Origin of the sequence: Streptomyces sp. CAI-85, from assembly GCF_013363615.1 — a bacterium.
GTDB classification, from domain to species: domain Bacteria; phylum Actinomycetota; class Actinomycetes; order Streptomycetales; family Streptomycetaceae; genus Streptomyces; species Streptomyces antibioticus_B.
The window spans coordinates 158,825-183,242 of sequence record NZ_JAANNX010000004.1 but is presented as its reverse complement, the minus strand read 5'-3'; the positions used below and the strand labels follow the sequence as shown (position 1 = coordinate 183,242).

23 protein-coding genes are annotated in these 24,418 nt (G+C 72.0%); 13 read left to right on the top strand and 10 right to left on the bottom strand.

Annotated features, from left to right (window positions below):
- The first annotated feature begins 186 nt into the window (after positions 1-186).
- The 3 genes from G6W55_RS08030 to G6W55_RS08020 all read left to right on the top strand — a co-directional run bounded on the left by G6W55_RS08030 (position 187) and on the right by G6W55_RS08020 (position 3,062).
- Positions 187-828: a superoxide dismutase gene (locus G6W55_RS08030; RefSeq protein WP_175520094.1), complete on the top strand. Its 642-nt coding sequence runs from the start codon at positions 187-189 to the stop codon at positions 826-828.
- Positions 829-1,022: 194 nt separating this feature from the next.
- Positions 1,023-1,826 carry an SGNH/GDSL hydrolase family protein gene (locus G6W55_RS08025; RefSeq protein ID WP_175520093.1) on the top strand — a complete coding sequence of 268 codons (804 nt, stop codon included), beginning with the start codon at positions 1,023-1,025 and terminating at the stop codon, positions 1,824-1,826.
- A 129-nt stretch (positions 1,827-1,955) separates the two neighbouring features.
- Positions 1,956-3,062 carry a winged helix DNA-binding domain-containing protein gene (locus G6W55_RS08020; protein ID WP_175520092.1) on the top strand — a complete coding sequence of 369 codons (1,107 nt, stop codon included), beginning with the start codon at positions 1,956-1,958 and terminating at the stop codon, positions 3,060-3,062.
- Between the two features lie 129 nt (positions 3,063-3,191).
- Here G6W55_RS08020 and G6W55_RS08015 read toward each other — a convergent pair whose 3' ends face one another.
- The 3 genes from G6W55_RS08015 to G6W55_RS08005 all read right to left on the bottom strand — a co-directional run bounded on the left by G6W55_RS08015 (position 3,192) and on the right by G6W55_RS08005 (position 8,193).
- Complete coding sequence (locus tag G6W55_RS08015; protein ID WP_030791998.1) at positions 3,192-3,983, bottom strand: trypsin-like serine protease; 792 nt, start codon at positions 3,981-3,983, stop codon at positions 3,192-3,194.
- A 260-nt stretch (positions 3,984-4,243) separates the two neighbouring features.
- On the bottom strand, positions 4,244-7,054 hold the full coding sequence (locus G6W55_RS08010; protein ID WP_030791999.1) for an AAA family ATPase: 2,811 nt from the start codon (positions 7,052-7,054) through the stop codon (positions 4,244-4,246).
- Between the two features lie 302 nt (positions 7,055-7,356).
- On the bottom strand, positions 7,357-8,193 hold the full coding sequence (locus G6W55_RS08005; protein WP_175520091.1) for a response regulator transcription factor: 837 nt from the start codon (positions 8,191-8,193) through the stop codon (positions 7,357-7,359).
- Positions 8,194-8,388: 195 nt separating this feature from the next.
- Here G6W55_RS08005 and G6W55_RS08000 point away from each other — a divergent pair, with 195 nt between their 5' ends.
- Both G6W55_RS08000 and G6W55_RS07995 read left to right on the top strand, forming a co-directional pair.
- Positions 8,389-10,059, top strand: a complete 1,671-nt coding sequence (locus tag G6W55_RS08000; RefSeq protein ID WP_175520090.1) for an AMP-binding protein — start codon at positions 8,389-8,391, stop codon at positions 10,057-10,059.
- The gene (locus G6W55_RS07995; protein ID WP_175520089.1) at positions 10,056-11,675 is read left to right on the top strand and encodes an AMP-binding protein; all 1,620 of its coding nucleotides are present in this window, start codon (positions 10,056-10,058) and stop codon (positions 11,673-11,675) included. Before G6W55_RS08000 ends, G6W55_RS07995 begins: the two co-directional genes overlap by 4 nt.
- Before the next feature lie 29 nt (positions 11,676-11,704).
- Here the strand turns inward: G6W55_RS07995 and G6W55_RS07990 are convergent, their stop codons facing one another.
- Complete coding sequence (locus tag G6W55_RS07990) at positions 11,705-12,433, bottom strand: hypothetical protein (protein WP_175520088.1); 729 nt, start codon at positions 12,431-12,433, stop codon at positions 11,705-11,707.
- A 135-nt stretch (positions 12,434-12,568) separates the two neighbouring features.
- Here G6W55_RS07990 and gcl point away from each other — a divergent pair, with 135 nt between their 5' ends.
- On the top strand, positions 12,569-14,353 hold the full coding sequence (gene gcl / locus G6W55_RS07985) for a glyoxylate carboligase (RefSeq protein WP_175520087.1): 1,785 nt from the start codon (positions 12,569-12,571) through the stop codon (positions 14,351-14,353).
- Positions 14,354-14,364: 11 nt separating this feature from the next.
- Here the strand turns inward: gcl and G6W55_RS07980 are convergent, their stop codons facing one another.
- The 4 genes from G6W55_RS07980 to G6W55_RS07965 form a co-directional block, all read right to left on the bottom strand.
- The gene (locus G6W55_RS07980; protein ID WP_175520086.1) at positions 14,365-14,985 is read right to left on the bottom strand and encodes a TIGR04222 domain-containing membrane protein; all 621 of its coding nucleotides are present in this window, start codon (positions 14,983-14,985) and stop codon (positions 14,365-14,367) included.
- 134 nt (positions 14,986-15,119) lie between these two features.
- Positions 15,120-15,365 carry a hypothetical protein gene (locus G6W55_RS07975; protein WP_175520085.1) on the bottom strand — a complete coding sequence of 82 codons (246 nt, stop codon included), beginning with the start codon at positions 15,363-15,365 and terminating at the stop codon, positions 15,120-15,122.
- Between the two features lie 306 nt (positions 15,366-15,671).
- On the bottom strand, positions 15,672-16,565 hold the full coding sequence (locus tag G6W55_RS07970) for a 2-hydroxy-3-oxopropionate reductase (RefSeq protein ID WP_175520084.1): 894 nt from the start codon (positions 16,563-16,565) through the stop codon (positions 15,672-15,674).
- A gap of 25 nt (positions 16,566-16,590) precedes the next feature.
- On the bottom strand, positions 16,591-17,445 hold the full coding sequence (locus G6W55_RS07965) for a TIM barrel protein (protein ID WP_175520083.1): 855 nt from the start codon (positions 17,443-17,445) through the stop codon (positions 16,591-16,593).
- Between the two features lie 152 nt (positions 17,446-17,597).
- Between G6W55_RS07965 and G6W55_RS07960 the strand changes: the two genes are divergently transcribed.
- The 6 genes from G6W55_RS07960 to G6W55_RS07935 all read left to right on the top strand — a co-directional run bounded on the left by G6W55_RS07960 (position 17,598) and on the right by G6W55_RS07935 (position 21,611).
- Positions 17,598-17,846, top strand: coding sequence for a hypothetical protein (locus G6W55_RS07960; protein ID WP_175520082.1), 249 nt, complete (start codon positions 17,598-17,600; stop codon positions 17,844-17,846).
- Positions 17,843-18,211, top strand: coding sequence for a helix-turn-helix domain-containing protein (locus G6W55_RS07955; protein WP_175520081.1), 369 nt, complete (start codon positions 17,843-17,845; stop codon positions 18,209-18,211). The genes G6W55_RS07960 and G6W55_RS07955 overlap by 4 nt, the downstream gene beginning before the upstream one ends.
- A 102-nt stretch (positions 18,212-18,313) precedes the next feature.
- Positions 18,314-18,847 (top strand): 2-oxo-4-hydroxy-4-carboxy-5-ureidoimidazoline decarboxylase, encoded by a 534-nt coding sequence (uraD, locus tag G6W55_RS07950; RefSeq protein ID WP_175520080.1) that lies wholly within the window; start codon positions 18,314-18,316, stop codon positions 18,845-18,847.
- Positions 18,848-18,854: 7 nt separating this feature from the next.
- Entirely contained in the window at positions 18,855-19,289 is a 435-nt protein-coding gene (uraH, locus tag G6W55_RS07945) for a hydroxyisourate hydrolase (protein ID WP_175520079.1), read from the top strand.
- Positions 19,290-19,291: 2 nt separating this feature from the next.
- Entirely contained in the window at positions 19,292-20,209 is a 918-nt protein-coding gene (gene pucL, locus G6W55_RS07940; RefSeq protein WP_175520078.1) for a factor-independent urate hydroxylase, read from the top strand.
- 28 nt (positions 20,210-20,237) lie between these two features.
- A complete protein-coding gene (locus G6W55_RS07935; RefSeq protein ID WP_175520077.1) occupies positions 20,238-21,611 on the top strand; it encodes an 8-oxoguanine deaminase in 1,374 nt (457 codons plus the stop codon).
- A 385-nt stretch (positions 21,612-21,996) separates the two neighbouring features.
- On the opposite strand, the gene G6W55_RS07930 is transcribed toward G6W55_RS07935, so the two are convergent.
- Positions 21,997-23,442 carry an MFS transporter gene (locus tag G6W55_RS07930; RefSeq protein ID WP_175520076.1) on the bottom strand — a complete coding sequence of 482 codons (1,446 nt, stop codon included), beginning with the start codon at positions 23,440-23,442 and terminating at the stop codon, positions 21,997-21,999.
- 92 nt (positions 23,443-23,534) lie between these two features.
- Between G6W55_RS07930 and G6W55_RS07925 the strand changes: the two genes are divergently transcribed.
- Positions 23,535-23,924, top strand: a complete 390-nt coding sequence (locus G6W55_RS07925; RefSeq protein WP_175520075.1) for a helix-turn-helix domain-containing protein — start codon at positions 23,535-23,537, stop codon at positions 23,922-23,924.
- A 25-nt stretch (positions 23,925-23,949) separates the two neighbouring features.
- Here the strand turns inward: G6W55_RS07925 and G6W55_RS07920 are convergent, their stop codons facing one another.
- Positions 23,950-24,372, bottom strand: a complete 423-nt coding sequence (locus tag G6W55_RS07920) for an acyl-CoA thioesterase (protein WP_175520074.1) — start codon at positions 24,370-24,372, stop codon at positions 23,950-23,952.
- Between the last annotated feature and the right edge of the window lie 46 nt (positions 24,373-24,418).

Genomic DNA, 24,418 nt, shown 5'->3' with positions numbered 1-24,418 from the left:
GGGGGCGCGAGGGCGGCGTGGGACGGCTCACACACCGGCGCACATCCAGCGCACACGCCGAGCGCGGCGGCGGCAGGGCGACGACACGTCTCCGGTCCTAGGTCCTACGGCTGATCAGCGCGGGCACCCTTCTGCTGTTAGCGTGCACTTGCATACCATTCGCAATAACGTCGGAGGACGTTGGACATGGCGGTTTACACGCTCCCGGAGCTTCCGTACGACTACGCGGCGCTCGCCCCGGTCATCAGCCCCGAGATCATCGAGCTGCACCACGACAAGCACCACGCGGCGTACGTCAAGGGTGCGAACGACACCCTGGAGCAGCTCGCGGAGGCCCGGGACAAGGAGTCCTGGGGTTCGATCAACGGCCTGGAGAAGAACCTGGCGTTCCATCTCTCCGGGCACATCCTGCACAGCATCTACTGGCACAACATGACCGGCGACGGCGGCGGCGAGCCGCTGGAGGCGGACGGCGTGGGCGAGTTGGCGGACGCGATCGCCGAATCCTTCGGCTCCTTCGCGAACTTCAAGGCACAGCTCACCAAGGCGTCGGCCACCACCCAGGGTTCGGGCTGGGGCGTCCTCGCCTACGAGCCGCTCTCCGGCCACCTCATCGTCGAGCAGGTCTACGACCACCAGGGCAACGTCGGCCAGGGCTCCACCCCGATCCTGGTCTTCGACGCCTGGGAGCACGCCTTCTACCTCCAGTACAGGAACCAGAAGGTCGACTTCATCGACGCGATGTGGGCGGTCGTCAACTGGCAGGACGTGGCCCGCCGTTACACGGCCGCCAAGGAACGCGGCAACAGCCTGCTGCTGACCCCGTGACCGACACACCCCGAGGGGCGGCCCCGATCGACACGGGGTCGCCCCTTCCCTATCGAATTTCTCGATAGCGCGGCGTTATAGGGGTCGACAAAAGTTATCGCGAATGCCTATACGGCAATCCGGAAGGAGCGCTTCTCAGATTTAATTACCGAGCAGTAGAACTGGTCCGCCCAATCACATCGTGAGGCAGGACCATGAAATTGCGTAGAATCATCTCAGCCGTTTTGGCGTCGCTCCTGACGGCCGGACTCGCTCTGACGAGCAGCGGTACGGCACAGGCGGCAGGCGAGGAGTACGTCGCCCTCGGTGACTCCTACTCCTCCGGGGTCGGCGCCGGCGACTACCTGCCCGAGAGCGGTAGCTGTCTCCGCTCGAAGTACGCCTACCCGTCCGAGTACAACCGGCAGCGCAAGCCGTCCAAGTTCTCGTTCATGGCGTGCTCGGGCGCGACGACCGTCGACGTGCTGAACACCCAGCTCGGCCCGCTCAACGCCTCGACCACGCTGGTCAGCGTGGGGGCCGGCGGTAACGACGCGGGGTTCTCCGACGTCATCCGCACCTGCGTGCTCAACATCACCGACAGCGCCTGCATCAGTCGTATCAACCAGGCCCGCGACTTCGCCAACAGGCAGTTGCCGGGCAGGCTGGACGCGCTGTACAACGCCATCAAGCAGCGCGCCCCGAAGGCCCGGGTCGTCGTGCTCGGAGTCGCTCAGCTCTACACGCTGGACAACGGTTTCTGCGCCGGAATCAGCAACACCAAGCGCAAGGCCATCAATGACGCCGCCGACCTTCTCAACAGCATCATGAGCGGACGCGCGGCGGCCCACGGATTCCGGTGGGGCAACGTCCAGCGTCTGTTCTCGGGCCACGCCATCTGTTCGGACCAGTCCTATCTGTGGGACGTGAACTTCACCAACACCACGGAGTCCTACCACCCGAATATGCTCGGTCAGCGGCGAGGATATTACGAGGCATTCGTCCGCGCCGCCGGCTGAGGTCTGCGAAGAAGGGAACGAACAACCCACCGGGGTGCCGGACACTCGTCCGGCACCCCGGTGCCATGGGGGCATGGGGACGCCCATGGCGGACAGCATCTGTCCTCGATCCCCGCTACCGTCCCGTCCATGACGAAGCCGACCCCCGCCGCCCCCGTGCTCGACGCGCGCGCCCTCAATCGCGCGACTCTCGAACGGCAGTTGCTGCTGCGGCCCGCCGCGCTGTCGGCGACGGAGGCGGTCACCCATCTGCTGGGGCTTCAGGCGCAGAACGTCAGGCCGCCGTACTACGCGCTCGCCGCCCGCCTCGCCGGCTTCCGTCCCGGGGACCTGTCCGCGCCGATGGCCGACCGCGCCGTGGTCCGGATCGTCACCATGCGCTCCACGATCCACACCCACACCGCCGACGACGCGCTCACCCTGCGGCCGCTGGTCCAGCCCGCCCGCGACCGTGAGCTGAACGCGTTCCGCAAGGGGCTGGCCGGGGTGGACCTGGATGTGCTCGCGGGGCTGGCCCGGGACCTCGTGGAGGAGGAGCCGCGCACGATGGGGCAGTTGCGCGAGGCGCTCTCCGCGCGCTGGCCCGAGGCCGACCCGCAGTCGCTGGGGCTCGCGGCCCGCTGCCGGCTCCCGCTCGTCCAGGTCACCCCGCGCGGGCTGTGGGACCGGAGCGGACAGGTCGCGCTGACGACCGCCGAGCACTGGCTCGGCCGGCCCGCCGAACCCGCCCCCGCGCCGGACGACGTCGTGACCCGGTACCTCGCCGCCTTCGGACCGGCCTCCGTCAAGGACATGCAGACCTGGGCCGGGCTCACCCGGCTGCGCGACGCCTTCGAGCGGCTGCGGCCCCGCCTGCTCACCTTCCGGGACGAGCACGGCGTCGAGCTGTTCGACCTCCCGGAGGCACCCCGCCCGGACCCGGACACCCCGGCCCCGCCGCGCTTCCTGCCCGAGTTCGACAACCTGCTGCTCTCCCACGCCGACCGCACCCGCGTCGTCCCGTCCGGCTACCGGGGCCGCACCTGGCGGGGCAACCAGGCGTACCGCACGCTGCTCGTCGACGGGTTCCTGGCGGGCGTGTGGCGGCTGGAGGAGGACGCGCTGGTCGTCGAGCCGTTCGGGCGCCTCACCGCGGGGCAGCGGCGGGAGGTGACCGGGGAGGCCGAGCGGATGCTGGCCGCGCTGCACCCGGGGGAGCCCCGCGACATCCGGTTCGGGACGGTCGTAGGAGCGTAGGCGCGTGGGTCCCCAGAGGGGAGAGCACGTGGAAAGGAGGCGCTGCGGGCCGCTCGTGGAGGCTCGCAGCGCCCCCTGGTATTCACCTGAGGGGTGCTCAGGAGTTCATGGGGCGTACGCGGTGACCCGTCAGGAGTTCACCTGCGTGGCGACCAGGCCGGAGAAGGCGGTCAGCCGGGTGTAGACACCCGGGTGACCGGCCTGGGCACAGCCCTCGCCCCAAGAAGTGATCCCTGCCAGGACGCCCCCGATGAGCAGGGGACCGCCGCTGTCGCCCTGGCAGGTGTCTACGCCGCCGGAGGAGTATCCGGCGCACACCATGTCGGACGGCACGAAGTCCGAACCGTAGGAGCTCGCACAACTCGAGTCGGAGACGACCGGCACGGTCGCCGTCCGCAACTGGTTGGAGGAGCTGCCGTTCTGTGAGGTCGTGCCCCAGCCCAGGACGCGGGCCGTCGTGCCGGCCGCGTACAGATCGGTCTGGGACGAGGTGACGTACGACGCCGTGGTGTACGGCATCGAGGTCGACAGGGTCAGCACCGCCACGTCCTCGCCGTCGGTGGCGTCGGTGTAGTTCGGGTGGATCCAGATCTTGCTGACCCGGCTGACCGTGCCGTTCGTACCGTTGAGGTACGTGCGGCCGCCGACGACGCGCACACTGCTCGTGCTCTCGCCGACCATGCAGTGCGCGGCCGTGACGACCTTGGTCGGTGAGACGAGCGTCCCTCCGCAGAACTGGTTCTGCGAGGCGTCCGTGATCTGCATCATGAACGGGTACGCGGTCGTGGTGGTCGTCGTGCCGCCGACGATCGGCTGCGGCGCTGCGACAGCGGTGGGGGCGCTGAGCAGACAGGTCGCCGCCGCCGCGGCGGCCGCCGCGACGACTGCGGCGGCCTTCCTGGCACGGTTGAGCCCGTACATGGATCTCCTTGTGGGGGGAGCTGCCGGTGGGGGGTTCGCACGGGCGTGGGGGGTGTGTACGGGGGTCGCGGGACCGACCCCCGTCTGCCCGGGCGAGCGGCACATCACGAACGCTAGGGCCCGGCGCACCCACCTCCCAATGAGGGAACCCCCTAAGGGAGTTGGGGCAGGGAAAACCCTCGGTCCTGCACAGGGGGCGCACAGGGTCCGACGGGTCCGCGTTCGGTGGATCCGCGAGGGCAGTTAACCCCGCGCCCCGCTCACTTGGCGTGGCGCCCCGCCGCCAGTCGGACAATATCCACCCGCGAGCGGATTCCCAGCTTCCGGTAGACCCGGGTCAGGGTCGCCTCGACGGTCTTCACGCTGATGAACAGGCGCGCGGCGATCTCCCGGTTGGTGGCGCCCTCCATGACCAGCGCGGCGACCTGACGCTCCATCGAGGCCAGCCCCTCCAGCGCGTCGGCGGCCGGCGCGGGCGGGGCGGCCGGGCGGGCCCCGTCCGTCTCCTCCAGGGCCGCCGCGTCCACCTGGCGCAGCCAGGGCAGCGCCCGGCACCGCCGGAAGAGCCGTGCCGCCTCGTCGTACGACGTCGGACCGGGCTGCCGGGCGCGCAGCAGGGCGTGCGCGAACGCGGCGCGCGCCTCCTCCAGGCCGTAGCCCAGTTTGGCCAGCCGGTCCTGGACGGACGTCAGCCGGGCCAGCGCCGCCTCGTGGTCGCCGTGCGCCGCCCGCACCAGGGCCTCGGCACGGTCCAGCACCGCGAGGACGCTCTCCCGGCCGAGCCGGAGGGCGTGTTCGCGGCTGACGTCGATGACGTCCTGCGCCTCGCCCGGTTCGCCCACCCGGACCAGCGCCTCGGCCAGGTCGCCCTGCCAGCGGCCGCGGGCCGGGTCGGTGATGCCCATGCCCTGCTCCAGCTCGCGCACCCGGCGCAGCGAGGCGACCGTGCCCGCCGCGTCCCCGGCCACCAGTTGGGCGTAGCCCAGCGCGGCCAGCGCCCGCGAGAGGTACATCTGGTCGCCGTCCTCCTCGGCGTGGTCGGCGGCCTCCCGGGCCAGCACCAGCGCCTTGTCCACGTCCCCGCCGGACGCCTCGGCCAGCGAGGTGAGCATCGCGGACGCGCCCAGGCCGATGCCCGAGTCGCGGGCCAGCTTGAGGCTCTCGCGGGCCAGGTCGAGGGCGCGTCCGCAGTGCCCGGAGCGCAGTTCGGTGTCGGCCAGGAACCGCTGGAAGTGCACCTCGCTCTCGACCATCCCGCGCCGGCGCACCTCGCGCAGCAGCGCGGTGATGGTGGCGCGGGCGTCGGGGAGCTGGTCGCTCATCAGCAGCCAGCGGAACCGGGCCATGCCGGCGCCGTTGTGATGACACGCCACATACGGGTCCTGGGGCTCCTTCAGGGCCCGTTTGATGGTGGTGGGGGCGAGCGGATGGCCCATCAGGATCTCGGTCGAGCCCTGGAAGGAGAGCGCGAACAGCTCCGTACGGCGGTCGCCGCCCCGGGCGGCCAGCTCCGCGGTGTGCGCGGCCTCCTGGCGGGCCTGGGCGAAGTCGCCCTCGACGATCAGTTTGCGCCAGGCCAGCCGGTAGTGGACCAGGGCGAGCAGCCGGGGGTCGTCGCCCGCGTCGGCGAGCGCCTGCGGGAAGACGGCGTCGACCTCGCCGAGCGACTGCCCGGCGGCCTCGATCACCACCTCCCAGGCCCGGATCCGGTCGGCGGGCACGGTGGCCCGGGTCAGCACCTCGCGCGCGATGTCCCGGGCGAGGTCGACCTCGCCGGCGGTGATGGCGTCCTCGGCGGCCTGGAGCCGGCGGTCGTCCGGGGCGACGGCGCCGTCCGGCGGGGTGTGCCGGGCGGCGAGCAGTCCGAGGGAGGCGGCGACCGAGGGGGCGCCGCGGTCCCGGGCCAGCGCGGCGGCCTCGGCGAGCCGGGCGGCCACCTCCGGGTCGGTGCCGGTGGTCGCCAGCGCCAGGTTGCGGGCCCGTTCGATCGGGTCGGAGGCCGCCGTGGACAGCGCCGCGTGCGCGGCCCGGCGCTCCTGCGCGGGCGCCTCCGCGTACAGCGCCGCCGAGATCAGCGGATGCGCGAACCGTACGGCGGGCTCGTCCGGCTCGGTCGCGAGCAGCCCGAGCGCGGCCGCCTGGGCGGTCTCGGCCTCGGCGTTCTCCCGGCCGGCCGCGTGCAGCAGGGCCAGCGTGGGGCGGGCGCCCGCGCTGGCCACCAGCAGGGTGCGGCGGGCCTCGTCGGAGAGCATGTCGAGCCGGCTGAGCACCAGGGCGCGCAGCGAGGTGGGCACCGGCAGCGGCTCGCCGGGGCGCGGCGGGGTCGGATTCTCGCCGAGCGCGCGGCCCAGCTCCAGGGCGAACAGCGGGTTGCCGCCGCTGGTGCGGTGGATCTCCCGCACGGTCGAACGGGGCAGCGCGGTGTAGCCGCGGTGGTCGAGCAGCGCGGAGACCTGGCCGCGGGAGAGCGGGTTGAGGCGGACGGCGAGGGTGTCCGGCGGAGACGCGCGTAGATGGCGGTCGTACTCCTGGCCCTCGGTCCGGACCGCGGACAGCAGTTGGACGGGGGTGTCGCCGAGCCGGCGGGCGGCGAAGCCGAGCAGTTCGGCGCTGGCCGGATCCAGCCACTGGAGGTCGTCGGCGACGAGCAGCACCGGGCCGGTGGCGGCGAGCGCGCGCAGCGCGGAGAGCACGGCGAGGCGCAGCGCCAGGCCGTCGCGTTGCAGGGTCGATTCGCCGCGGCCGGTGAGCGCCGACTCCAGGGCCGTGCGCTGGGCCGACGGCAGCTTGTCCGAGACCTCGTCCAGGACCAGACCGAAGAGGTCCGCCAGCGCCAGGAACGGCAGATGCGATTCGGACTCGGTCGCCGAGCAGCGCAACACGGTGTGCGCGGAGTCGCCGTAATCCGCGGCCAATGCCCGCAGCACGGTCGACTTTCCTATTCCGGCGGGCCCGTGGAGCAGCACACTGCCGCCGCGCGCCAGTTGGTCACGGGCGGAGCCGAACAGCTCCTCCCTGCCGATGACCAGGTCGGGGCGGCATCTGGCAGGCTCCTTGAACTCCCGTCGCACGGTTACCGCTCCCCTCCGGGTGTCGTGTCCCAGCCAAATTCTAGGCAACGACTCTTTGAAATTCGGAGGGTCAGCGAAGTGAGGCAGATAACAACATGACGCACAGGTAAATTCATCACGGCCGCCGATGAATGGAAGCTGCTCGGGGGCCCTGCCCACGAGCCGGACGCGAAACCCCTCCCTGGCTGGATCCGAACACTGCCGAACGGGTGAACCCCGGACATGTCAGCACTCTCCCACGCCCCGCATCCCTGGGGGAGGAGGCCCGGGCGGACGGCCTCGTGCGGGGGGCCGTGAGGGCCCTACGGCAGGAGCCCCGTCCGGCGGGCCGTCGCCACCGCCTCGCCGCGGGTGTGGGCGCCCAGGCGGCGCATCGCCGAGCGGAGGTAGCCCTTGACCGTCTCCGTGCGCAGCCCCAGGCGTTCGGCGGTGGCCGCGTTCGTCGCGCCCGCCGCCACGCACGCCAGGACGTCCAGCTCGCGGGGCGTGAGCGCCACCCCCGGTTCACCGGCAGCCGGTCCGTCCACGGGGGCCAGGAGACCGCATGCGTCCAGGAGTTCGGCGCGGAGCGCGGGGTCGGTGATCCGGGGCGCAAGGGCGCGCAGGGCGGCGTGCGCCTCGCGGACCCGCTCCCATTCGGCGCCGTGACCGGGCTGCGGCGGCCGGGCCGCCGTCAGCAGCTCGCGCACCTCGTCCCCGGCGACCAGCGCCTGCTCCACGTCGCGTGCCACGCCCACCGCCGCGTTCAGCGTGCGGTCGCCCAGCGGCTGGGCCGTGCGCAGGGCGCCGTACAGCACGCCGCGCACCCGGCGCCGTACCACCACCGGGACGGCGAGCACCGAGCGCAGGCCCTCCTCGGCGACGGCCGCGTCGTACTCGTGGCTGATCCGGCGAGAGCGGGAGTAGTCGGTCACCGCGTACGGCCGGGCCAGCGCGACCGCCTTGCCGCCGAGGCCGTTCCCCGAGGTCACCGCGAGACCGCTGAGCGCGAGCGTGGCCGCGCCGCTGAACTCGCTGATCCGCATGCGGTGCCGCCCCGGCTCGACCAGACCGCCGAAGGCGACCGGCAGCCCCGTCGCGCGCCGCAGCCGCGCCAGCGCGCCGCGTATCTGAGCCGTTCCGGCCGGATCTGCTGCCACGTCCTCGCCCTTTCCGTGCCCTTCCACGATCCGCGGGGCCCCGTCCGGCCGGGCCCCGTCCCGTGGGCCGACCTGACGCACCGGGCGCCCGTCGGGTGCCGCACACCCCCGTTCGGGGGTAGTGAGACCTGCACCACGGATTACACGATGGGGGAGAGCCGCCCGGCAATGGTCCGGGTCCGAGGAGGACTGCACATGACGACGGCGACGGAGAGCTTCCGCAGGGCACGGGACTTCCTGCTGGAGCACCGCGAGGACTACACCACCGCCTACGAGGGCTTCGAGTGGCCCCGACCCGAGCACTTCAACTGGGCCCTGGACTGGTTCGACGTCATCGCCGACGGCAACGGCCGCACCGCCCTGCACATCGTCGAGGAGGACGGCACCGAGACCCGGCTCACCTTCGCCGAACTGGCCGAACGCTCCGACCGCATCGCCAACTGGCTGCGCGCGGCCGGGGTCGCCGCCGGGGACCGCGTCCTCGTCATGCTCGGCAACCAGGCCGAACTGTGGGAGACCGCCCTCGCCGCGATGAAACTGCGCGCCGTCGTCATCCCGGCCACCCCGCTGCTCGGCCCCGCCGACCTGCGCGACCGCGTCGAGCGCGGCCGGGTCCGGCACGTCCTGGCCCGCACCGCCGACACCGCCAAGTTCGACGAGGTCCCCGGCGAGTACACCCGGATCGCCGTAGGCGGAGCGCCCGAGGGCTGGCTGGCCTACGAGAACGCCTACGACGCCCCCGCCGGCTTCACCCCGGACGGCCCCACCCGGGCCGACGACCCGCTGATGCTCTACTTCACCTCCGGGACGACCGCCCGCCCCAAGCTGGTCGAGCACACCCACACCTCGTACCCGATCGGCCATCTGGCCACCCTGTACTGGATCGGCCTCACCCCCGGCGACGTGCACCTCAACATCTCCTCGCCCGGCTGGGCCAAGCACGCCTGGTCCAACCTCTTCGCGCCGTGGAACGCCGAGGCGACCGTCTTCATCCACAACTACACCCGCTTCGACCCGGCCCGGCTGATGGCGGAGATGGACCGTGCCGGGGTCACCACGTTCTGCGCCCCGCCCACCGTCTGGCGCATGCTCATCCAGGCCGACCTGAGCGCGCTGCGCACCCCGCCCCGCGAGGCCGTGGCCGCCGGTGAACCCCTCAACCCCGAGGTCATCGAGCAGGTCCGGCGCGCCTGGGGCGTCACCGTCCGGGACGGCTTCGGACAGACGGAGACGGCCGTCCAGATCGCCAACAGCCCCGGCCAGGAACTGAAGACCGGCTCCATGGGCCGCCCCGGACCCGGCTACCGGGTGGAGCTGCTCGACCCGGTGACCGGCGAACCCGGCGTCCGTGAGGGCGAGATCGCGCTCGACCTCATGTACCGCCCGGTGGGCCTGATGGCCGGCTACCACGGCGACCCCGACCGCACGGCGGAGGCGATGGCCGACGGCTACTACCGCACCGGTGACATCGGCTCGCGGGACGAGAACGGCTACCTGACCTACGTCGGCCGCAGCGACGACGTCTTCAAGGCGTCCGACTACAAGATCAGCCCCTTCGAGCTGGAGAGCGCCCTGCTGGAGCACGAGGCGGTGGCCGAGGCGGCCGTCGTCCCCGCCCCGGACGAGCTGCGGCTCGCCGTGCCCAAGGCGTACGTGGTGCTCGCCGAGGGCTGGGAGCCGGGGCCGGACACCGCGAAGGTGCTCTTCGAGCACTCCCGGGACGTCCTCGCCCCCTACAAGCGCGTCCGACGGCTGGAGTTCGCCCCGCTGCCCAAGACGGTCAGCGGCAAGATCCGGCGCATCGAGCTGCGCGAGGCGACGGCGGCGGGCTCGGAACACGAGTACCGCGAGGAGGACTTCCGGTGACCGAACTCTCGAGGCCCGAACTCTCGACGCCCGCGCTCTCGTACGCCCACGGCACCAGCGCGACCGCCCTGCTCGGTGACACCATCGGCGCCAACCTGGACCGGGCGGTGGCGACCTGGCCGGAGCGCGAGGCGCTGGTCGACGTACCGTCCGAACGGCGGTGGACCTACGCCGAGTTCGGCGCCGACGTCGACCGGCTGGCCTCGGCGCTGCTCGGCGCCGGGGTCGTCAAGGGCGACCGGGTGGGCATCTGGGCCGTCAACTGCGCGGAGTGGGTGCTCGTCCAGTACGCCACCGCACGCATCGGCGCGATCATGGTCAACATCAACCCGGCCTACCGCACCCACGAGGTCGAGTACGTCCTCAACCAGGCGGGAATCTCACTCCTGTTCGCCTCCGTGAGCCACCGCACCAGCGACTACCGGGCGATGACCGAGGACGTACGGCCCCGCTGCCCCGCCCTGCGCGAGGCGGTGTTCATCGGCGACCCGAGCTGGGACGCGCTGCTGGCCCGCGCGAACCCGGACGCCCGCCCCGACGAGCTGTCCTGCGACGACCCCATCAACATCCAGTACACCTCGGGCACCACGGGCTTCCCCAAGGGCGCCACGCTCTCCCACCACAACATCCTCAACAACGGTTATTTCGTGGGCGAGATGATCGACTACAGCGAGCAGGACCGGATCTGCGTCCCGGTGCCCTTCTACCACTGCTTCGGCATGGTGATGGGGAACCTGGCGGCGACCTCGCACGGCGCCTGCATCGTGATCCCGGCCGCGGCCTTCGACCCGAGGGCCACCCTGGAGGCGGTCCAGCGGGAGCGCTGTACGTCCCTGTACGGCGTCCCGACCATGTTCATCGCGGAGTTGAACCTCCCCGACTTCGCCTCCTACGACCTCTCCACCCTGCGCACCGGCATCATGGCGGGCTCGCCGTGCCCGGTGGAGGTGATGAAACGCGTGGTCGGCGAGATGAACATGGCGGAGGTGTCGATCGCCTACGGCATGACGGAGACCTCGCCGGTGTCCACCCAGACCCGCCGCGAGGACGACCTGGAGCACCGCACCGGCACCGTCGGCCGCGTCCTGCCGCACATCGAGGTCAAGGTCGTCGACCCCGTCACCGGAGTGACGCAACCACGCGGCAGGGCGGGGGAGTTGTGCACCCGCGGCTACAGCGTGATGCTCGGCTACTGGAACGAGCCGGAGAAGACCGCCGAGGCCGTCGACGCGGGCCGCTGGATGCACACCGGGGACCTCGCGGTGATGCGCGAGGACGGTTACGTGGAGATCGTCGGCCGCATCAAGGACATGATCATCCGGGGCGGCGAGAACATCTACCCGCGCGAGATCGAGGAGTTCCTCTACGGCCACCCCGGCATCCAGGACGTCCAGGTCGTCGGCGTACCGCACGAGAAGTACGGCGAGGAGGTCCTCGCCTGTGTGATCCCGCGCGACCCGGCCGACCCGCCGACGCTGGAGGACGTGCGCGCCTTCTGCGAGGGCCGCCTCGCGCACTACAAGATCCCCAGCCGGCTCCAGGTGCTGGAGACGTTCCCGATGACGGTGTCCGGCAAGATCCGCAAGATCGAACTCCGGGAGAACTACGGGGGTTGAGCCGTCGTGGTCGACCGCCGGGGGCCGGTCTACGGTCCGCCGCGCGGCTGACCACCTCGGGCGCCGCCCGCGCCGCCCGCGCCCCCGGCGTCCAGCGCTGCCGCCGGGGTGTTGAGGGGGCGCGGTGTGCCCGTGGGGTCCAGCAGGAACAGTGGGACGGGCAGCCGGTCGGCGCCGGCGCGGGCCTCGGGGGCGTACCCGGCGAGGGAGAAGTACACGCACCGCGCCGACTCCGTCATGGCCGTGAGCCACAGGCACTCCACGTCCCGCAGCGTGGCCGGGCGGGCGCTCGGGTCCACCTGGGCCAGCAGTCCGCGCGCGGCGAGCCCGATCCCGGAGGTGGGCCGCTGGTCGGCCCGGCGGACGTCGTCGTGGCCGAGCCAGCGCAGATAGAGCGCGGCGGCCGTGACCGCGTCGAGCGCGCTGCGGATGGCGACGGACCGGAAGCCGCGCCGCCCGGCGTCGCCCGCCTCGCCGTCCTTCACCCCGCCGCCGTTCGCGCCGGTCACCGGTATGTGCAGCACCGTCCCGCAGGGGCAGCCCAGTTCGGGCCGCGGCCACTGGTCGCGGCGCCCGCAGGCCCCGCAGCGCAGGGTGATCCACTCCTCGTCCCACACCCGGCGGACGACGGCCGCCGGTGCCGTACGGCGGTCGAGCACCGGGGTGACGGGGGCACCGCACGCGCACGGATAGGACGGCGCGGTGTAGAGGCGCTCGCGCCGGCAGGCCGGGCAGCGCACCGGCACGCTCTCGGACATGGCCCCCATCGTCCTCCTCCGGCCCCCGCTTGTCCGTCTCTTGACGACCTTCGCGCACCCTCTTACATTGCTTCCAGATAGCAGAAACTAAATTCCGCGATACGGAAAACAACTAAGGGAGGGTGGGAGTACGCGATGGCTCGCATGACCGCTGCCCGCGCGGCAGTCGAGATCCTCAGGCGCGAGGGCGTCACCGCCGCGTTCGGGGTGCCCGGCGCGGCGATCAACCCCTTCTACGCGGCGCTCAAGGCGTCCGGCGGTATCCATCACACCCTGGCCCGCCATGTCGAGGGCGCCTCGCACATGGCGGAGGGCTACACCCGCGCCCACCCGGGCAACATCGGTGTCTGCGTGGGCACTTCGGGCCCGGCCGGCACCGACATGATCACCGGCCTGTACTCGGCGATCGGCGACTCGATCCCGATCCTGTGCATCACGGGCCAGGCGCCGACCGCCGTGATCCACAAGGAGGACTTCCAGGCCGTCGACATCGCCTCGATCGCGGCCCCGGTCACCAAGATGGCGGTCACCGTCCTGGAGGCGGCCCAGGTCCCCGGCGTCCTCCAGCAGGCGTTCCACGTGATGCGCTCGGGGCGCCCGGGGCCGGTGCTGATCGACCTGCCGGTCGACGTCCAGCAGACGGAGATCGAGTTCGACCCCGACACCTACGCGCCGCTGCCGGTCTTCAAACCGGCCGCGACCCGCGCCCAGATCGACAAGGCGCTCGGCATGCTGGGCGCCGCCGAGCGCCCTCTGATCGTCGCCGGCGGCGGGGTCATCGGCGCCGACGCCTGCGAACTCCTCGTCGAATTCGCCGAGTTGACCGGCGTCCCGGTGATCCCCACCCTGATGGGCTGGGGCGCGATCCCCGACGGCCACGAGCTGAACGCCGGGATGGTCGGCCTCCAGACCGCGCACCGCTACGGCAACGCCACCTTCCTGGAGTCCGACTTCGTCCTCGGCATCGGCAACCGCTGGGCCAACCGCCACACCGGCCGCCTCGACGTCTACACGGCGGGCCGCACCTTCGTGCACGTCGACGTCGAACCCACCCAGATCGGCCGCATCTTCGCCCCCGACTACGGCATCGCCTCCGACGCGAAGGCGGCGCTGACCCTCTTCGTGGAGGCGGCGAGGGAACTGCGGGCGGCGGGCCGGCTCCCCGACCGCTCCGCCTGGGCGGCCGCCGCGCAGGAGAGGCGGGCCACGCTCCAGCGCCGTACGCACTTCGACGACGTCCCGATCAAACCGCAGCGCGTCTACGAGGAGATGAACAAGGCGTTCGGACCGGAGACCCGGTACGTCACCACCATCGGCCTCTCCCAGATCGCCGGCGCCCAGATGCTGCACGTCCACCGGCCCCGGCACTGGATCAACTGCGGCCAGGCGGGCCCGCTCGGCTGGACGATCCCGGCGGCCCTCGGCGTGGCCAAGGCGGACCCGGGGGGCCAAGTCGTCGCACTCTCCGGCGACTACGACTTCCAGTTCATGATCGAGGAGTTGGCGGTCGGCGCGCAGCACCGGATCCCGTACATCCACGTCCTCGTGAACAACTCCTACCTCGGCCTGATCCGCCAGGCACAGCGCGCCTTCGACATCGACTTCCAGGTCAAGCTGGAGTTCGAGAACATCAACTCACCCGAACTGGGCGCCTACGGCGTCGACCACGTCAAGGTGGCCGAGGGCCTCGGCTGCAAGGCGATCCGGGTCACCGACCCCGCCGACCTGGGCGCCGCCTTCGAACGCGCGAAGAAGCTGGCCGCCGAGTTCCAGGTGCCGGTCGTCGTCGAGGCGATCCTGGAACGGGTCACGAACATCGCGATGTCCACGACCAACGACATAGGGAACGTCGTGGAGTTCGAGGAAACGGCGACCGAACCGTGGCACGCGCCGACATCGATCAGAACACTGAAGGTGTGACGGCGGCGTCCTCAGGACGACCCTCCGCAGGACGCCGCCCCGCCGCAGGAGAAGCCCGAACCGCCGCTGCTCCCGTTCCCCCGGGGAGCGCGGCGGTGGAAGGGCTTGTCCGACACCTCGACACGGGGGAGCAGTCCGGCCCGCAGCGCGAAGCGCGGCACGAGGAGACGCAGCGCCTCCTCGCCGTACAGGGCCACGACGAGCGTCACGTCCCCCTCGGGCACCTCGCCCCGGCCGGCGGGCAGCGGATGCGCGGCACGCAGGGCCCGCAGGGCGGTGCGGGCGGCCCGGCCGCGGTGCGGCGGCAGCGTGCGCAGCAGCCCCGCGGACCGCACTTCCCGCACCAGCCCGGTCAGCGCCCGGCCGACCCCCGGATCGGCGAGCAGCTCCGGCAGCCCGGCGGGCCGGTCGAGGGCCGCGCGCACGGCCGCGGCGAGCGGGGGAAGGGGAGACGATGCCGGTCCGGCCTCCTCGGGGGACGATCCCGAGGTCCGCAGTCGGCCGGGCCGGCCCGCCTCCACGACGCCCCGCAGATACAGCTCGACGACAGCCGTCGCGACGGCCGCGCGGGGACCTCCCCGCAACAGCGCGACCTCGTACGGACCGATCCCGGCCGAGCCGTCTCCGCCCATGGCGCACCCCCGTGACGGAGGCCCGCCGCCCCCGTGCCGGCGGGCCCCGCCTGACCACAATGTGCCCCGGGGCAGCGCCGGTTGAAGCCTGCTGACCGATGTTCAGAGGTTGATTTGAGGTTGGGGCGGGGTGGCTACGGTTCCGGTTGGTCGTGGTGTTCGGAGAGGCCGGGCCAGTCGTCCGGGCCGCCGCCCTGCCAGTCGATGAGGTCGCTCACCTCCACCTCGATCCGGTCCAGGTCGGCCAGCCGGAGGATCTCGACGACGTCGTCGAGGTGGGAGGCCACCCCGAGGACCGTGTCGCCGGAGGTGACGCGCCGGGAGCCGTCCAGCGCCGGCGGGTGGACCACGATGTGCGGAAACCGTGTCGGATTGCCCATGCCCTCAGCGTCCTGCGGGCGCCGCGGATCCGCATGTGGAGCGCCGGGAGAGGGGAGGGTGGCTGGGACCGCGGCGGGTGCGGGGCCGGTTCCGTCGTCCCTCAGGTCGGGAAGCGGGCCGGGCCCTCGCCACCGCACTGGCGTGCACTCCGCCGCGGTCCTTGCCCGGTCCGCACCGCGCGGGTCGTTCCGGCGGTGCGGACGGATTGGGGGAGGTGGTGACGTGGTGCTCCGGGCGGCGCTCCCGCCTTGGCGCGACAGGGCAGGTGTCGGCGGGGGCGCCGCCCGGAGGTGTGGTGGGGGGCGTCAGGCCCCGGCGCCGGAGAGGCGTTCGACCGTGCGCAGGAGTGCTGAGTGGTCGAGGCCGCCGTCGCCCTGGGCGCGCAGGCTCGCGACCAACTGGGCCACGACCGCGCCGACGGGCAGCGCGGCGCCGACGGTGCGGGCCGCGTCGGTGACGATGCCCATGTCCTTGTGGTGCAGGTCGATCCGGAAGCCGGGCCGGAAGTCCCGGCGCAGGAAGTTGTCCTTCTTCCTGGTCAGTACGGTCGACCCCGCGAGGCCGCCCGCCAGGACGTCGAGCGCGGCCGCGAGGTCCACGCCCGACTTCTCCAGGAAGACCACGGCCTCCGCGCACGCCTGGATGTTCACGGCGACGATCAGTTGGTTGGCGGCCTTCACGGTCTGGCCCGAACCGTGCGGACCGCACCGTACGACGGTCCGGCCCAGCGCCTCGAAGAGCGGCCGAGCCTCGTCGAAGTCGGCCTGGTCGCCGCCGACCATGATGGACAGGACGGCCTCGATCGCGCCGGCCTCGCCGCCCGACACCGGGGCGTCCAGGACCCGGATGCCCTTGTCCCGCGCGGCCGCCGCCAGGTCGACGGAGGTCTGCGGGGTGATGGAGGACATGTCGATCAGCAGGGCGCCGGCCCGGGCGTTCTCCAGGATGCCGCCGGGGCCGTACGCGACGGCCTCGACCTGCGGTGAGGCGGGCACCATCGTGATGATCACATCGGCGTCGGCGACCGCCTCGGCGACCGACGAGGCCGCGGTGCCGCCGGCGGCGGTGAGCCGGTCCAGCTTGTCCTGTTCCAGGGTGTGGCCGGTGACGTCGTAGCCCGCCTTGAGCAGGTTCTCGGACATGGGGGAGCCCATGATGCCGAGACCTATCCAGGCGATCTTGGGGAGTGCGTGGGTCATCGCGGGATGCCTCTCGGGAGTGGGATCAGCGGGGCAGCCAGTCGAAGGCTTCGGCGCTCGGACGGTCGCCCGGCTTGTACTCCAGGCCGACCCGGCCGTCGTAGCCCGCCTTCCGCAGCCGGTCGAGGAGGTCCGCGAGCGGGAGCGAGCCGGTGCCCGGTGCGCCGCGGCCGGGGTTGTCGGCGATCTGGACGTGGCCGGTGCGGTGGGCGTACGTGTCGATCACCCGCGGCAGGTCCTCGCCGTTCATCGACAGGTGGTAGAGGTCCATCAGGAACGTGGCGTTGCCGAGCCCCGTCACCTCGTTGACCCGGTCCGCGACCGCGACCGCGGCCGGTGCGCTGACCAGCGGATAGTGCGGTGACTCGGTCCGGTTCAGCGCCTCGATCAGCAGGATCGCGCCGATCCGGTCGGCGGCCCGGGTGGCCAGGACCAGGTTCTCCAGGGCGAGCGCGTCCTGCGCTGCCGGGTCGACGCCCGGGACGCGGTTGCCGTAGAGCGCGTTGAGCGCGGTGCAGCCCAGGGACTCGGCGAAACCGGCGGTCACCTCGACGTTGGCGCGGAAGCGCTCCGACTCCTCACCGGGCAGCGACAGGGCGCCGCGGGCGGGGCCCGGAAGCTGTCCCGCGTAGAAGTTCAGGCCGGTGAGCCGCACGCCCGCGTCCTCGATCGCCCGCCTCAGCGCGTCCAGCGCGGAGGGGGCGGGGGTGGGGGAGTCGGGCCACGGCCACCACAGCTCGACCGCGTCGAAGCCGGCCGCGGCGGCTGCCGCGGGGCGCTCCAGGAGCGGGAGTTCGGTGAAGAGGATCGACAGGTTGACGCTGAAGCGGTGGTCTTCGGCGGTGCCTGAGGCGAAGGTGCCCGATGCGAAGAGTGGCATACCGGGACGCGCTCCCTTCCGGGGCGAGCGGCTTACGTCGGAAACTTCCGTCATGCGGAAGTTGAATTCTGCTTATTGGAAGATTGCCGCCGGGGTTCCGGGCTTGTCAAGAGGGCTCGGCGGAAGGGTGCGGTGGGCGTTAGGTTGAGCGGGTGCGATTGAGAGTGGAGTTCACGACCGAGCCCTTCGATCTCGACGAGGCGCCCGCGCACGCGCTGGCCGCCCGGGCGGTGATCGAGGCGGCCGACCTGGACGCGGTGGACGTCGGACCGTTCGGCAACACCGTGGAGGGCGGCGCCGATGTCGTGCTCGCGGCCGTGGACACCCTGCTGCGCGAGTCCCTCGGCGCCGGCGCCACCCGGATCTCGCTCCAGGTCAACGTCCTGGGCGAGGGCGAGTGAGCCCCGCGGGCGACGAGCCCTTCATCGCGGCCGTCAAACCCCTGGTCGACGCGATGGGCGGCGAGCTGCTCCCGCCCGACGAGGCCGGCCCGGACGACGTCGTGCTCGTCTGGGAGGGTGCGGACGCCGTCGCCGTACGCCTGCCGCAGCTCGCCGACTCCCTCGATCACATCCTCGCCGCGATGGAGCGCAAGAGGGGCAAGCCGCTCGCCGACCTCGACCGCAAGGCCAAGCAGGAGGTCGTACGGATACTCGAGGCGCGCGGCGCCTTCTCCGTACGGCACGGCGTGGAGACCGTGGCGAGCGCGCTCGGGGTGTCCCGCTTCACCGTCTACAACTACCTGAATCGGGAGAAAGGGAGCTGAGTGACGGGGCTTGGCCCCGGCTCGGCGGCTCCCACGGCCCCGTAACCCGGAATTTTCAACAAAGTGTTGACGTGGTGTCGCGGGGAGGCGTTAGCTGACCCCGTGACGTCGACTTCCACGCCCGAAGGTCCGGCCCGGTTCAACGGCCTGGAGGAGTCCGCGGCCCGCGCCGCCCTCCTGGACGCCTGCGCCGCCACGGCCTGGGCGGACCGGCTGCTCGCGGCCCGCCCGTACGCCACCGTCGAGGACCTGTACGCCGCGAGCGACGCCGCCATGGCCGAGCTGACCGCGGCCGATCTGGCCGAGGCGATGGCCGGACATCCGCCGATCGGCCGCCCGAAGCCGGGCGACCCGGCCTCGGCCCGCGAACAGCGCGGGATGGCCGGCGCCTCCGAGGAACTGCGGGCGGAGATGCTGGAACTGAACCTGGCCTACCAGGACCGGTTCGGCCATGTCTTCCTCATCTGCGCCACCGGCAGGACCGGCGAGCAGATGCGCGACGCGCTCCGGGAACGGCTCGGGAACCCGCCCGAGCGGGAACGCGAGATCGTCCGCGCCGAGCTGGGAAAGATCAACCGTATCCGGCTCGCCCGTCTCGCCGGCCCCGTCGAAGAGGACCGAACGCAGGAGGTCTGAGAGCACCATGAGCACCGGCACCAGCACCGGCACCCCGGCCACCACCGCCTCCGTGTCCACCCACATCCTCGACACCAGCGTCGGCCGCCCCGCCCGCGGCGTCGCCGTCCGGCTCGCCGCCCGCGCCGGACGGGACGCGCCCTGGCAGCCGCTCGGCGGCTCCGCGACCGACGCGGACGGCCGCTGCAAGGACCTCCCGGCCCCGCCGGAGGGCACCACCCATGTACGCCTCGACTTCGACACCGAGCCGTATCTCCAGACGTCTCTCCAGACATCCGCGAAGAATCAAGCCGATGCGCAGCAGGACGCCCCCGCGAACCGGGACAGCGGTGCCGTGTTCTTCCCCGAGGTGACCGTCACCTTCGCGGTGACGGCCGGCGAGCACTATCACGTACCGCTGCTGCTCAACCCGTTCGGCTACTCCGTTTACCGAGGGAGCTAGCTATGGCAGACACTTCCCGCCCCGCCCGCCCGGTGCTGGGACAGAACCAGTACGGCAAGGCCGAGAACCGGGTCGTCAGGATCACGCGGCAGGGCGCCACCCACCACATCAAGGACCTCAACGTCTCGGTCTCGCTGAGCGGCGACATGGAGGAGGTCCACTACTCCGGCTCCAACGCCAACGTCCTGCCGACCGACACCACCAAGAACACGGTGTACGCGTTCGCCAAGGAGCACGGCATCGAGTCCGCCGAGCAGTTCGGCATCCATCTCGCCCGGCACTTCGTGACCTCGCAGGAGCCCATCCACCGGGCCCGGATCCGGATCGAGGAGTACGGATGGGAGCGGATCGAGCACGGCGGTGAGGGCGCGCACTCCTTCGCCCGCACCGGCCAGGAGACCCGGCTGACGCAGATCACCTACGACGGCACCTCGTGGGAGGTCGTCTCCGGGCTGAAGGACCTCGTCGTGCTGAACTCGACGGACTCCGAGTTCTTCGGGTACGTCAAGGACAAGTACACGACGCTCCCCGAGGCGCACGACCGGATCCTCGCCACCGAGGTCTCCGCGCGCTGGCGCTTCAACTGGTCCGACGACACAGGGCCGATGCCCGACTGGGAGACCTCCTACCGGGAGACGCGGCGGCATCTGCTCGCGGCGTTCGCCGAGACGTACTCGCTCTCCCTCCAGCAGACCCTGTACGCGATGGGCTCGCGCATCGTCGAACGGCGCGACGAGATCGACGAGGTCCGCTTCTCCCTCCCCAACAAGCACCATTTCCTGGTGGATCTGGCGCCGTTCGGCCTGAAGAACGACAACGAGGTCTACTTCGCCGCCGACCGCCCCTACGGCCTGATCGAGGCCACCGTCCTGCGGGACGGCTGCGAGGCGCGGATCCCCGCCGACCTCACCAACCTCTGAGCCGGACCCGGAAAGAAGAGGACGCACGATGACCCAGCGCATCGTCATCGAGAACTGTGCGATCGCGACCGTGGACGCCGACGACACCGAGTACGCGAACGGGTACGTCGTCATCGCCGGCAACCGCATCGAGTCGCTCGGCGCGGGCCCGGCGCCCGGCCAACTGGCCGACGTCGTACGGCGGATCGACGCCACCGGGCATCTGGTCACCCCGGGTCTGGTCAACACCCACCACCACTTCTACCAGTGGATCACCCGGGGTCTGGCCACCGACCACAACCTGTTCGACTGGCTCGTCGCGCTCTACCCGACCTGGGCGCGCATCGACGAGCGGATGGTCCACGCGGCCGCCCAGGGCTCGCTCGCGATGATGGCCCGGGGCGGGGTCACCACCGCCATGGACCACCACTACGTCTTCCCGCGCGGGGCCGGCGACCTCTCCGGCACGATCATCGGCGCGGCCCGTGACATGGGCGTGCGTTTCACCCTCGCCCGGGGCTCCATGGACCGGGGCGAGTCGGACGGCGGACTGCCCCCGGACTTCGCCGTGGAGACCCTGGACGACGCCCTCGCCGCCACCGAGGAGACGGTACGGCGACACCACGACGCCTCCTTCGACGCGATGACGCAGGTCGCCGTCGCGCCCTGCTCGCCCTTCTCGGTCTCCACCGAACTCATGAGCCAGGGAGCCGAGTTGGCCCGTCGGCTCGGGGTGCGGCTGCACACCCACGGCTCGGAGACGGTCGAGGAGGAGAAGTTCTGCCACGAGCTGTTCGGCATGGGCCCCACCGACTACTTCGAGTCCACCGGCTGGCTCGGCGAGGACGTGTGGATGGCGCACTGCGTCCACATGAACGACTCCGACATCGACGCCTTCGCCCGGACGCGGACGGGGGTCGCCCACTGCCCCTCCTCCAACGCCCGCCTCGCGGCCGGTATCGCGCGCGTCCCCGACCTGCTCGCGGCCGGCGTCCCGGTCGGCCTCGGCGTCGACGGCACGGCGTCCAACGAGTCCGGCGAACTCCACACCGAACTGCGCAACGCCCTGCTCATCAACCGCCTCGGCGCACATCGCGAGGCCGCCCTGAACGCCCGTCAGGCCCTGCGCCTCGGCACCTACGGCGGCGCCCAAGTCCTGGGCCGGGCCCGCGAGATCGGCTCCCTCGAACCGGGCAAGCTGGCCGACCTCGTCCTGTGGAGGATGGACACCCTGGCCCACGCCTCCATCGCCGACCCGGTCACCGCCCTCGTCTTCGGCGCGGCCGCCCCGGTCACGGCGTCCTTCGTCAACGGCCGCCAGATCGTCGCCGACAGCCACCTGACCCTCGCCGACGAGGACACCATCGCTCGCGCGACGCGGGAAGAGGCGCGACGGCTGGCGGGGCTCGCGGCGGGGGCGTGACGGCGGCTGGGCACCTGGCTTGAGCGGCTGGGGCCCGAGCTGAGGAGCGGGGGCTGAGCTGAGGAGCGGGGGCCGAGCCGAGGGGCTGGGTGGTCGGCTCAGTTCATGACGCCGGATTCGAGGGGCTTCGACGGGCGCCGGCGCTGATTCGCCTGGTCGGAGCTGGGCGGCTGGGCCGCCCGGTCCGAGAAGGCCCGGCTCGGGGCGCCGTGTCCGGGCCGCCTGGCTCGCGGTCGGCCCCGCTTGCCCGGGCTCACGCGCCCGGAGCGACCGTATGACTCCGATCGAGGGGGACGGCCCTCGGTCGGTGGCCGGGGTTCCCGTGCAGGGGGCCGCGGCGGCCGTGGCCGGGGTGCGTGCGTTCCGCGTGCGCACCCCGGGGCGGTCATCCTTCGGCGTCTCGTCGGCTTTCTCGGTCCCGCAGGACCGCCGCCGCCAGGAGCAGTGCCGCCGTCGCGATCACCGCTGCCGTGCGGAAGGCCAGGCGGTAGCCCTCCGCCGTCGCGGGGAGCAGTTCCGTGCCCGCGGTCAGCGCGTCGTTCGTGCGGCTCGCGGCCAGGGTGGTCAGGACCGCCAGGCCCAGTGAACCGCCCACCACCTGGGTGGTGTTGAAGAGACCCGAGGCCAGGCCGCCGTCCTCCGCGCGGACCCCGGACATCGCGAGCCCGGTCAGCGCGGGCATCGCCGCGGCGAAGCCGACGGACATCAGCAGCATGGCCGGCAGGAAGTCGACGGCGTAGGAACCCTCCGCCGGTGCGCGGCCGAGCAGTGCCATGCCCACGGCGATCAGCGCCAGCCCGGCGAGCAGCACCCGGTACGGTCCGAACCGGCCGACGGTCCGGGCCGACAGCCCGAGCATCAGCACGCCGATCACCACCGGTGCGGGGAGGAAGGCCGTACCCGTCGCCAACTCGCCGTACCCCAGCACGCGTTGCAGGTACAGCGCGCCGATGAACTGGAAGCCGTACATCGTCGCGATCATCAGGATCTGGACCGCGTTCGCCCCGCTGAGCAGCCGGGAGCCGAAGAGGCGCAGCCGCAGCAGCGGACGGGCGGCCCGGGCCTGGCGCAGCACGAACCCCGTGAACAGCGCGGCGGCGAGCAGCGCGAGGAGCGCGGTGGCAGTGCCGTCGCGGTCTCCGGCGCCCACGATGACGTACACCGTGAGCATGAGCGCCCCGGTGACCAGCGCCGCGCCCGGGTAGTCGGCGCCGCGGCCGAGCCCGGAGCCCTGTTCCGGGGCGAGGACACGCACGGCCGCCCACAGGGCCACCGCGCCGATCGGCAGGTTGATGAGGAAGATCCAGTGCCAGCCGACGAGTTGGGTGAGCGCCCCGCCGAGGAAGGTGCCGAGCGCACCGCCCGCCGCGCCGACCGCGCTGAACACCGCGATGGCGCGGGCCTGTTCGCGCGGTTCGGGGAAGAGCGTGACCAGCATGCCCAGCACCACCGCCGAGGTCATCGCACCGCCCACCCCCTGGAGGGCCCGCGCGGCGACGAGCATGCCCTGACCGGTGGCGACCCCGCACAGCACGGACGCGACCGTGAACACGGCGAGGCCCGCCGTGAACATCCGCTTGCGTCCGACCAGGTCGCCGAGCCGGCCGGCCAGCAGGAGCAGACCGCCGAAGGCGATCAGGTAGGCGTTGACGACCCAGGCCAGGCCCGCACCGCTGAACCCCAGGTCGTTCTGGATGGCCGGCATCGCCACGGTGACGATGTTGCCGTCCAGGATCGTCATGAGCGTCCCCGCGCACAGCACGGCGAGGGACGCCCGGCGGGAGCGGTCCCCCTCGGGGACGGATGTCGGTGTTCCGGCGAGGGCCGTCATGGCGGCGTGGCCTCCGTGTTTTCCATTGGTGCACGACTTGTAACGGGGAACATCGTGAGTGACCATGGAGACCGGCGTAAGGAGGCAGTCGGATGTCCCAGGGGAACACCGGTGTAACCGCCCAGGTCGTGAACGCGCACGCCTGCCCGGTCCGCGAAGTTCTTGACAGGGTCTCCGGCAAATGGAGCGTGCAGATCCTGGTCGCCGCCGCGCAGGGGCCGATCCGCTTCACGGAGCTGGAGCGCAGCATCGAGGGCATCAGCCGCCGCATGCTGACCCTGACCCTGCGCAATCTGGAGCGCGACGGGCTGGTCACCCGTACCGTGCACGCGACGGTGCCGCCCAAGGTGGAGTACGAACTGACGCCGGTGGCCGAGGAGTTGCACAAGACCTTGCAGCAACTCACGGACTGGGCCGAGCGCAACAGGGTCTATGTCGCCGAGGCCCGGGCCGCCTATGACGAGCGGCGCGAGAACGGCTGAGCCGTCGGGGCCGGCCCCGCGGCGCCTACAGCCCGAACAGGCCCGGCTCCGAGGCCAGTTCCTTGAAGTGCTCCCGAGGGTCGGTCAGCAGGCGCCGCTCCTTCAGGTCCAGCAGACCGCCGACCGCGGTGATCTCGGCGGACACCGTGCCGTCCGCCCTGCGTATCGTCTGCTCGATCCGGAACGTCTTCCCCTCGCCCCACAGGAAGGCACAGGTGATGTCGACCTCGTCACCGGCGAGCAGTTCACGGCGGTAGCGGATGGTCGTCTCCAGGGCGACCGGGCCCACCCCGCGGGCTTGCAGAGCGGTCTGGGTGATGCCCGCGGCGTGCAGCAGGGACCAGCGGGCGTGCTCGGCGTAGTTGAGGTACACGCTCTGGTTCACATGGCCCTGGGTGTCGGTCTCGTACCCCCGGACGGTGACCCGGACCGAGAACGGCTCCTGCATGGCTGTCCCTCCTGGACGGCGACTGGTGCGGACGATTGACGCGGAC

What these genes read in the sequence shown, in the direction of transcription:
- G6W55_RS07990 (WP_175520088.1), bottom strand. Translation starts at nt 12,433, where the DNA reads ATGTCCGAGAGCGTGCCGGTGCGCTGCCCGGCCTGCCGGCGCGAGCGC.
- G6W55_RS07920 (WP_175520074.1), bottom strand. Translation starts at nt 24,372, where the DNA reads ATGCAGGAGCCGTTCTCGGTCCGGGTCACCGTCCGGGGGTACGAGACC.
- G6W55_RS08015 (WP_030791998.1), bottom strand. Translation starts at nt 3,983, where the DNA reads ATGTACGGGCTCAACCGTGCCAGGAAGGCCGCCGCAGTCGTCGCGGCG.
- G6W55_RS07970 (WP_175520084.1), bottom strand. Translation starts at nt 16,565, where the DNA reads ATGACCCACGCACTCCCCAAGATCGCCTGGATAGGTCTCGGCATCATG.
- G6W55_RS07965 (WP_175520083.1), bottom strand. Translation starts at nt 17,445, where the DNA reads ATGCCACTCTTCGCATCGGGCACCTTCGCCTCAGGCACCGCCGAAGAC.
- G6W55_RS08000 (WP_175520090.1), top strand. Translation starts at nt 8,389, where the DNA reads ATGACGACGGCGACGGAGAGCTTCCGCAGGGCACGGGACTTCCTGCTG.
- G6W55_RS07925 (WP_175520075.1), top strand. Translation starts at nt 23,535, where the DNA reads ATGTCCCAGGGGAACACCGGTGTAACCGCCCAGGTCGTGAACGCGCAC.
- gcl (WP_175520087.1), top strand. Translation starts at nt 12,569, where the DNA reads ATGGCTCGCATGACCGCTGCCCGCGCGGCAGTCGAGATCCTCAGGCGC.
- G6W55_RS07980 (WP_175520086.1), bottom strand. Translation starts at nt 14,985, where the DNA reads ATGGGCGGAGACGGCTCGGCCGGGATCGGTCCGTACGAGGTCGCGCTG.
- G6W55_RS07975 (WP_175520085.1), bottom strand. Translation starts at nt 15,365, where the DNA reads ATGGGCAATCCGACACGGTTTCCGCACATCGTGGTCCACCCGCCGGCG.
- G6W55_RS08020 (WP_175520092.1), top strand. Translation starts at nt 1,956, where the DNA reads ATGACGAAGCCGACCCCCGCCGCCCCCGTGCTCGACGCGCGCGCCCTC.
- G6W55_RS08030 (WP_175520094.1), top strand. Translation starts at nt 187, where the DNA reads ATGGCGGTTTACACGCTCCCGGAGCTTCCGTACGACTACGCGGCGCTC.
- G6W55_RS07935 (WP_175520077.1), top strand. Translation starts at nt 20,238, where the DNA reads ATGACCCAGCGCATCGTCATCGAGAACTGTGCGATCGCGACCGTGGAC.
- G6W55_RS07930 (WP_175520076.1), bottom strand. Translation starts at nt 23,442, where the DNA reads ATGACGGCCCTCGCCGGAACACCGACATCCGTCCCCGAGGGGGACCGC.
- G6W55_RS08025 (WP_175520093.1), top strand. Translation starts at nt 1,023, where the DNA reads ATGAAATTGCGTAGAATCATCTCAGCCGTTTTGGCGTCGCTCCTGACG.
- uraH (WP_175520079.1), top strand. Translation starts at nt 18,855, where the DNA reads ATGAGCACCGGCACCAGCACCGGCACCCCGGCCACCACCGCCTCCGTG.
- pucL (WP_175520078.1), top strand. Translation starts at nt 19,292, where the DNA reads ATGGCAGACACTTCCCGCCCCGCCCGCCCGGTGCTGGGACAGAACCAG.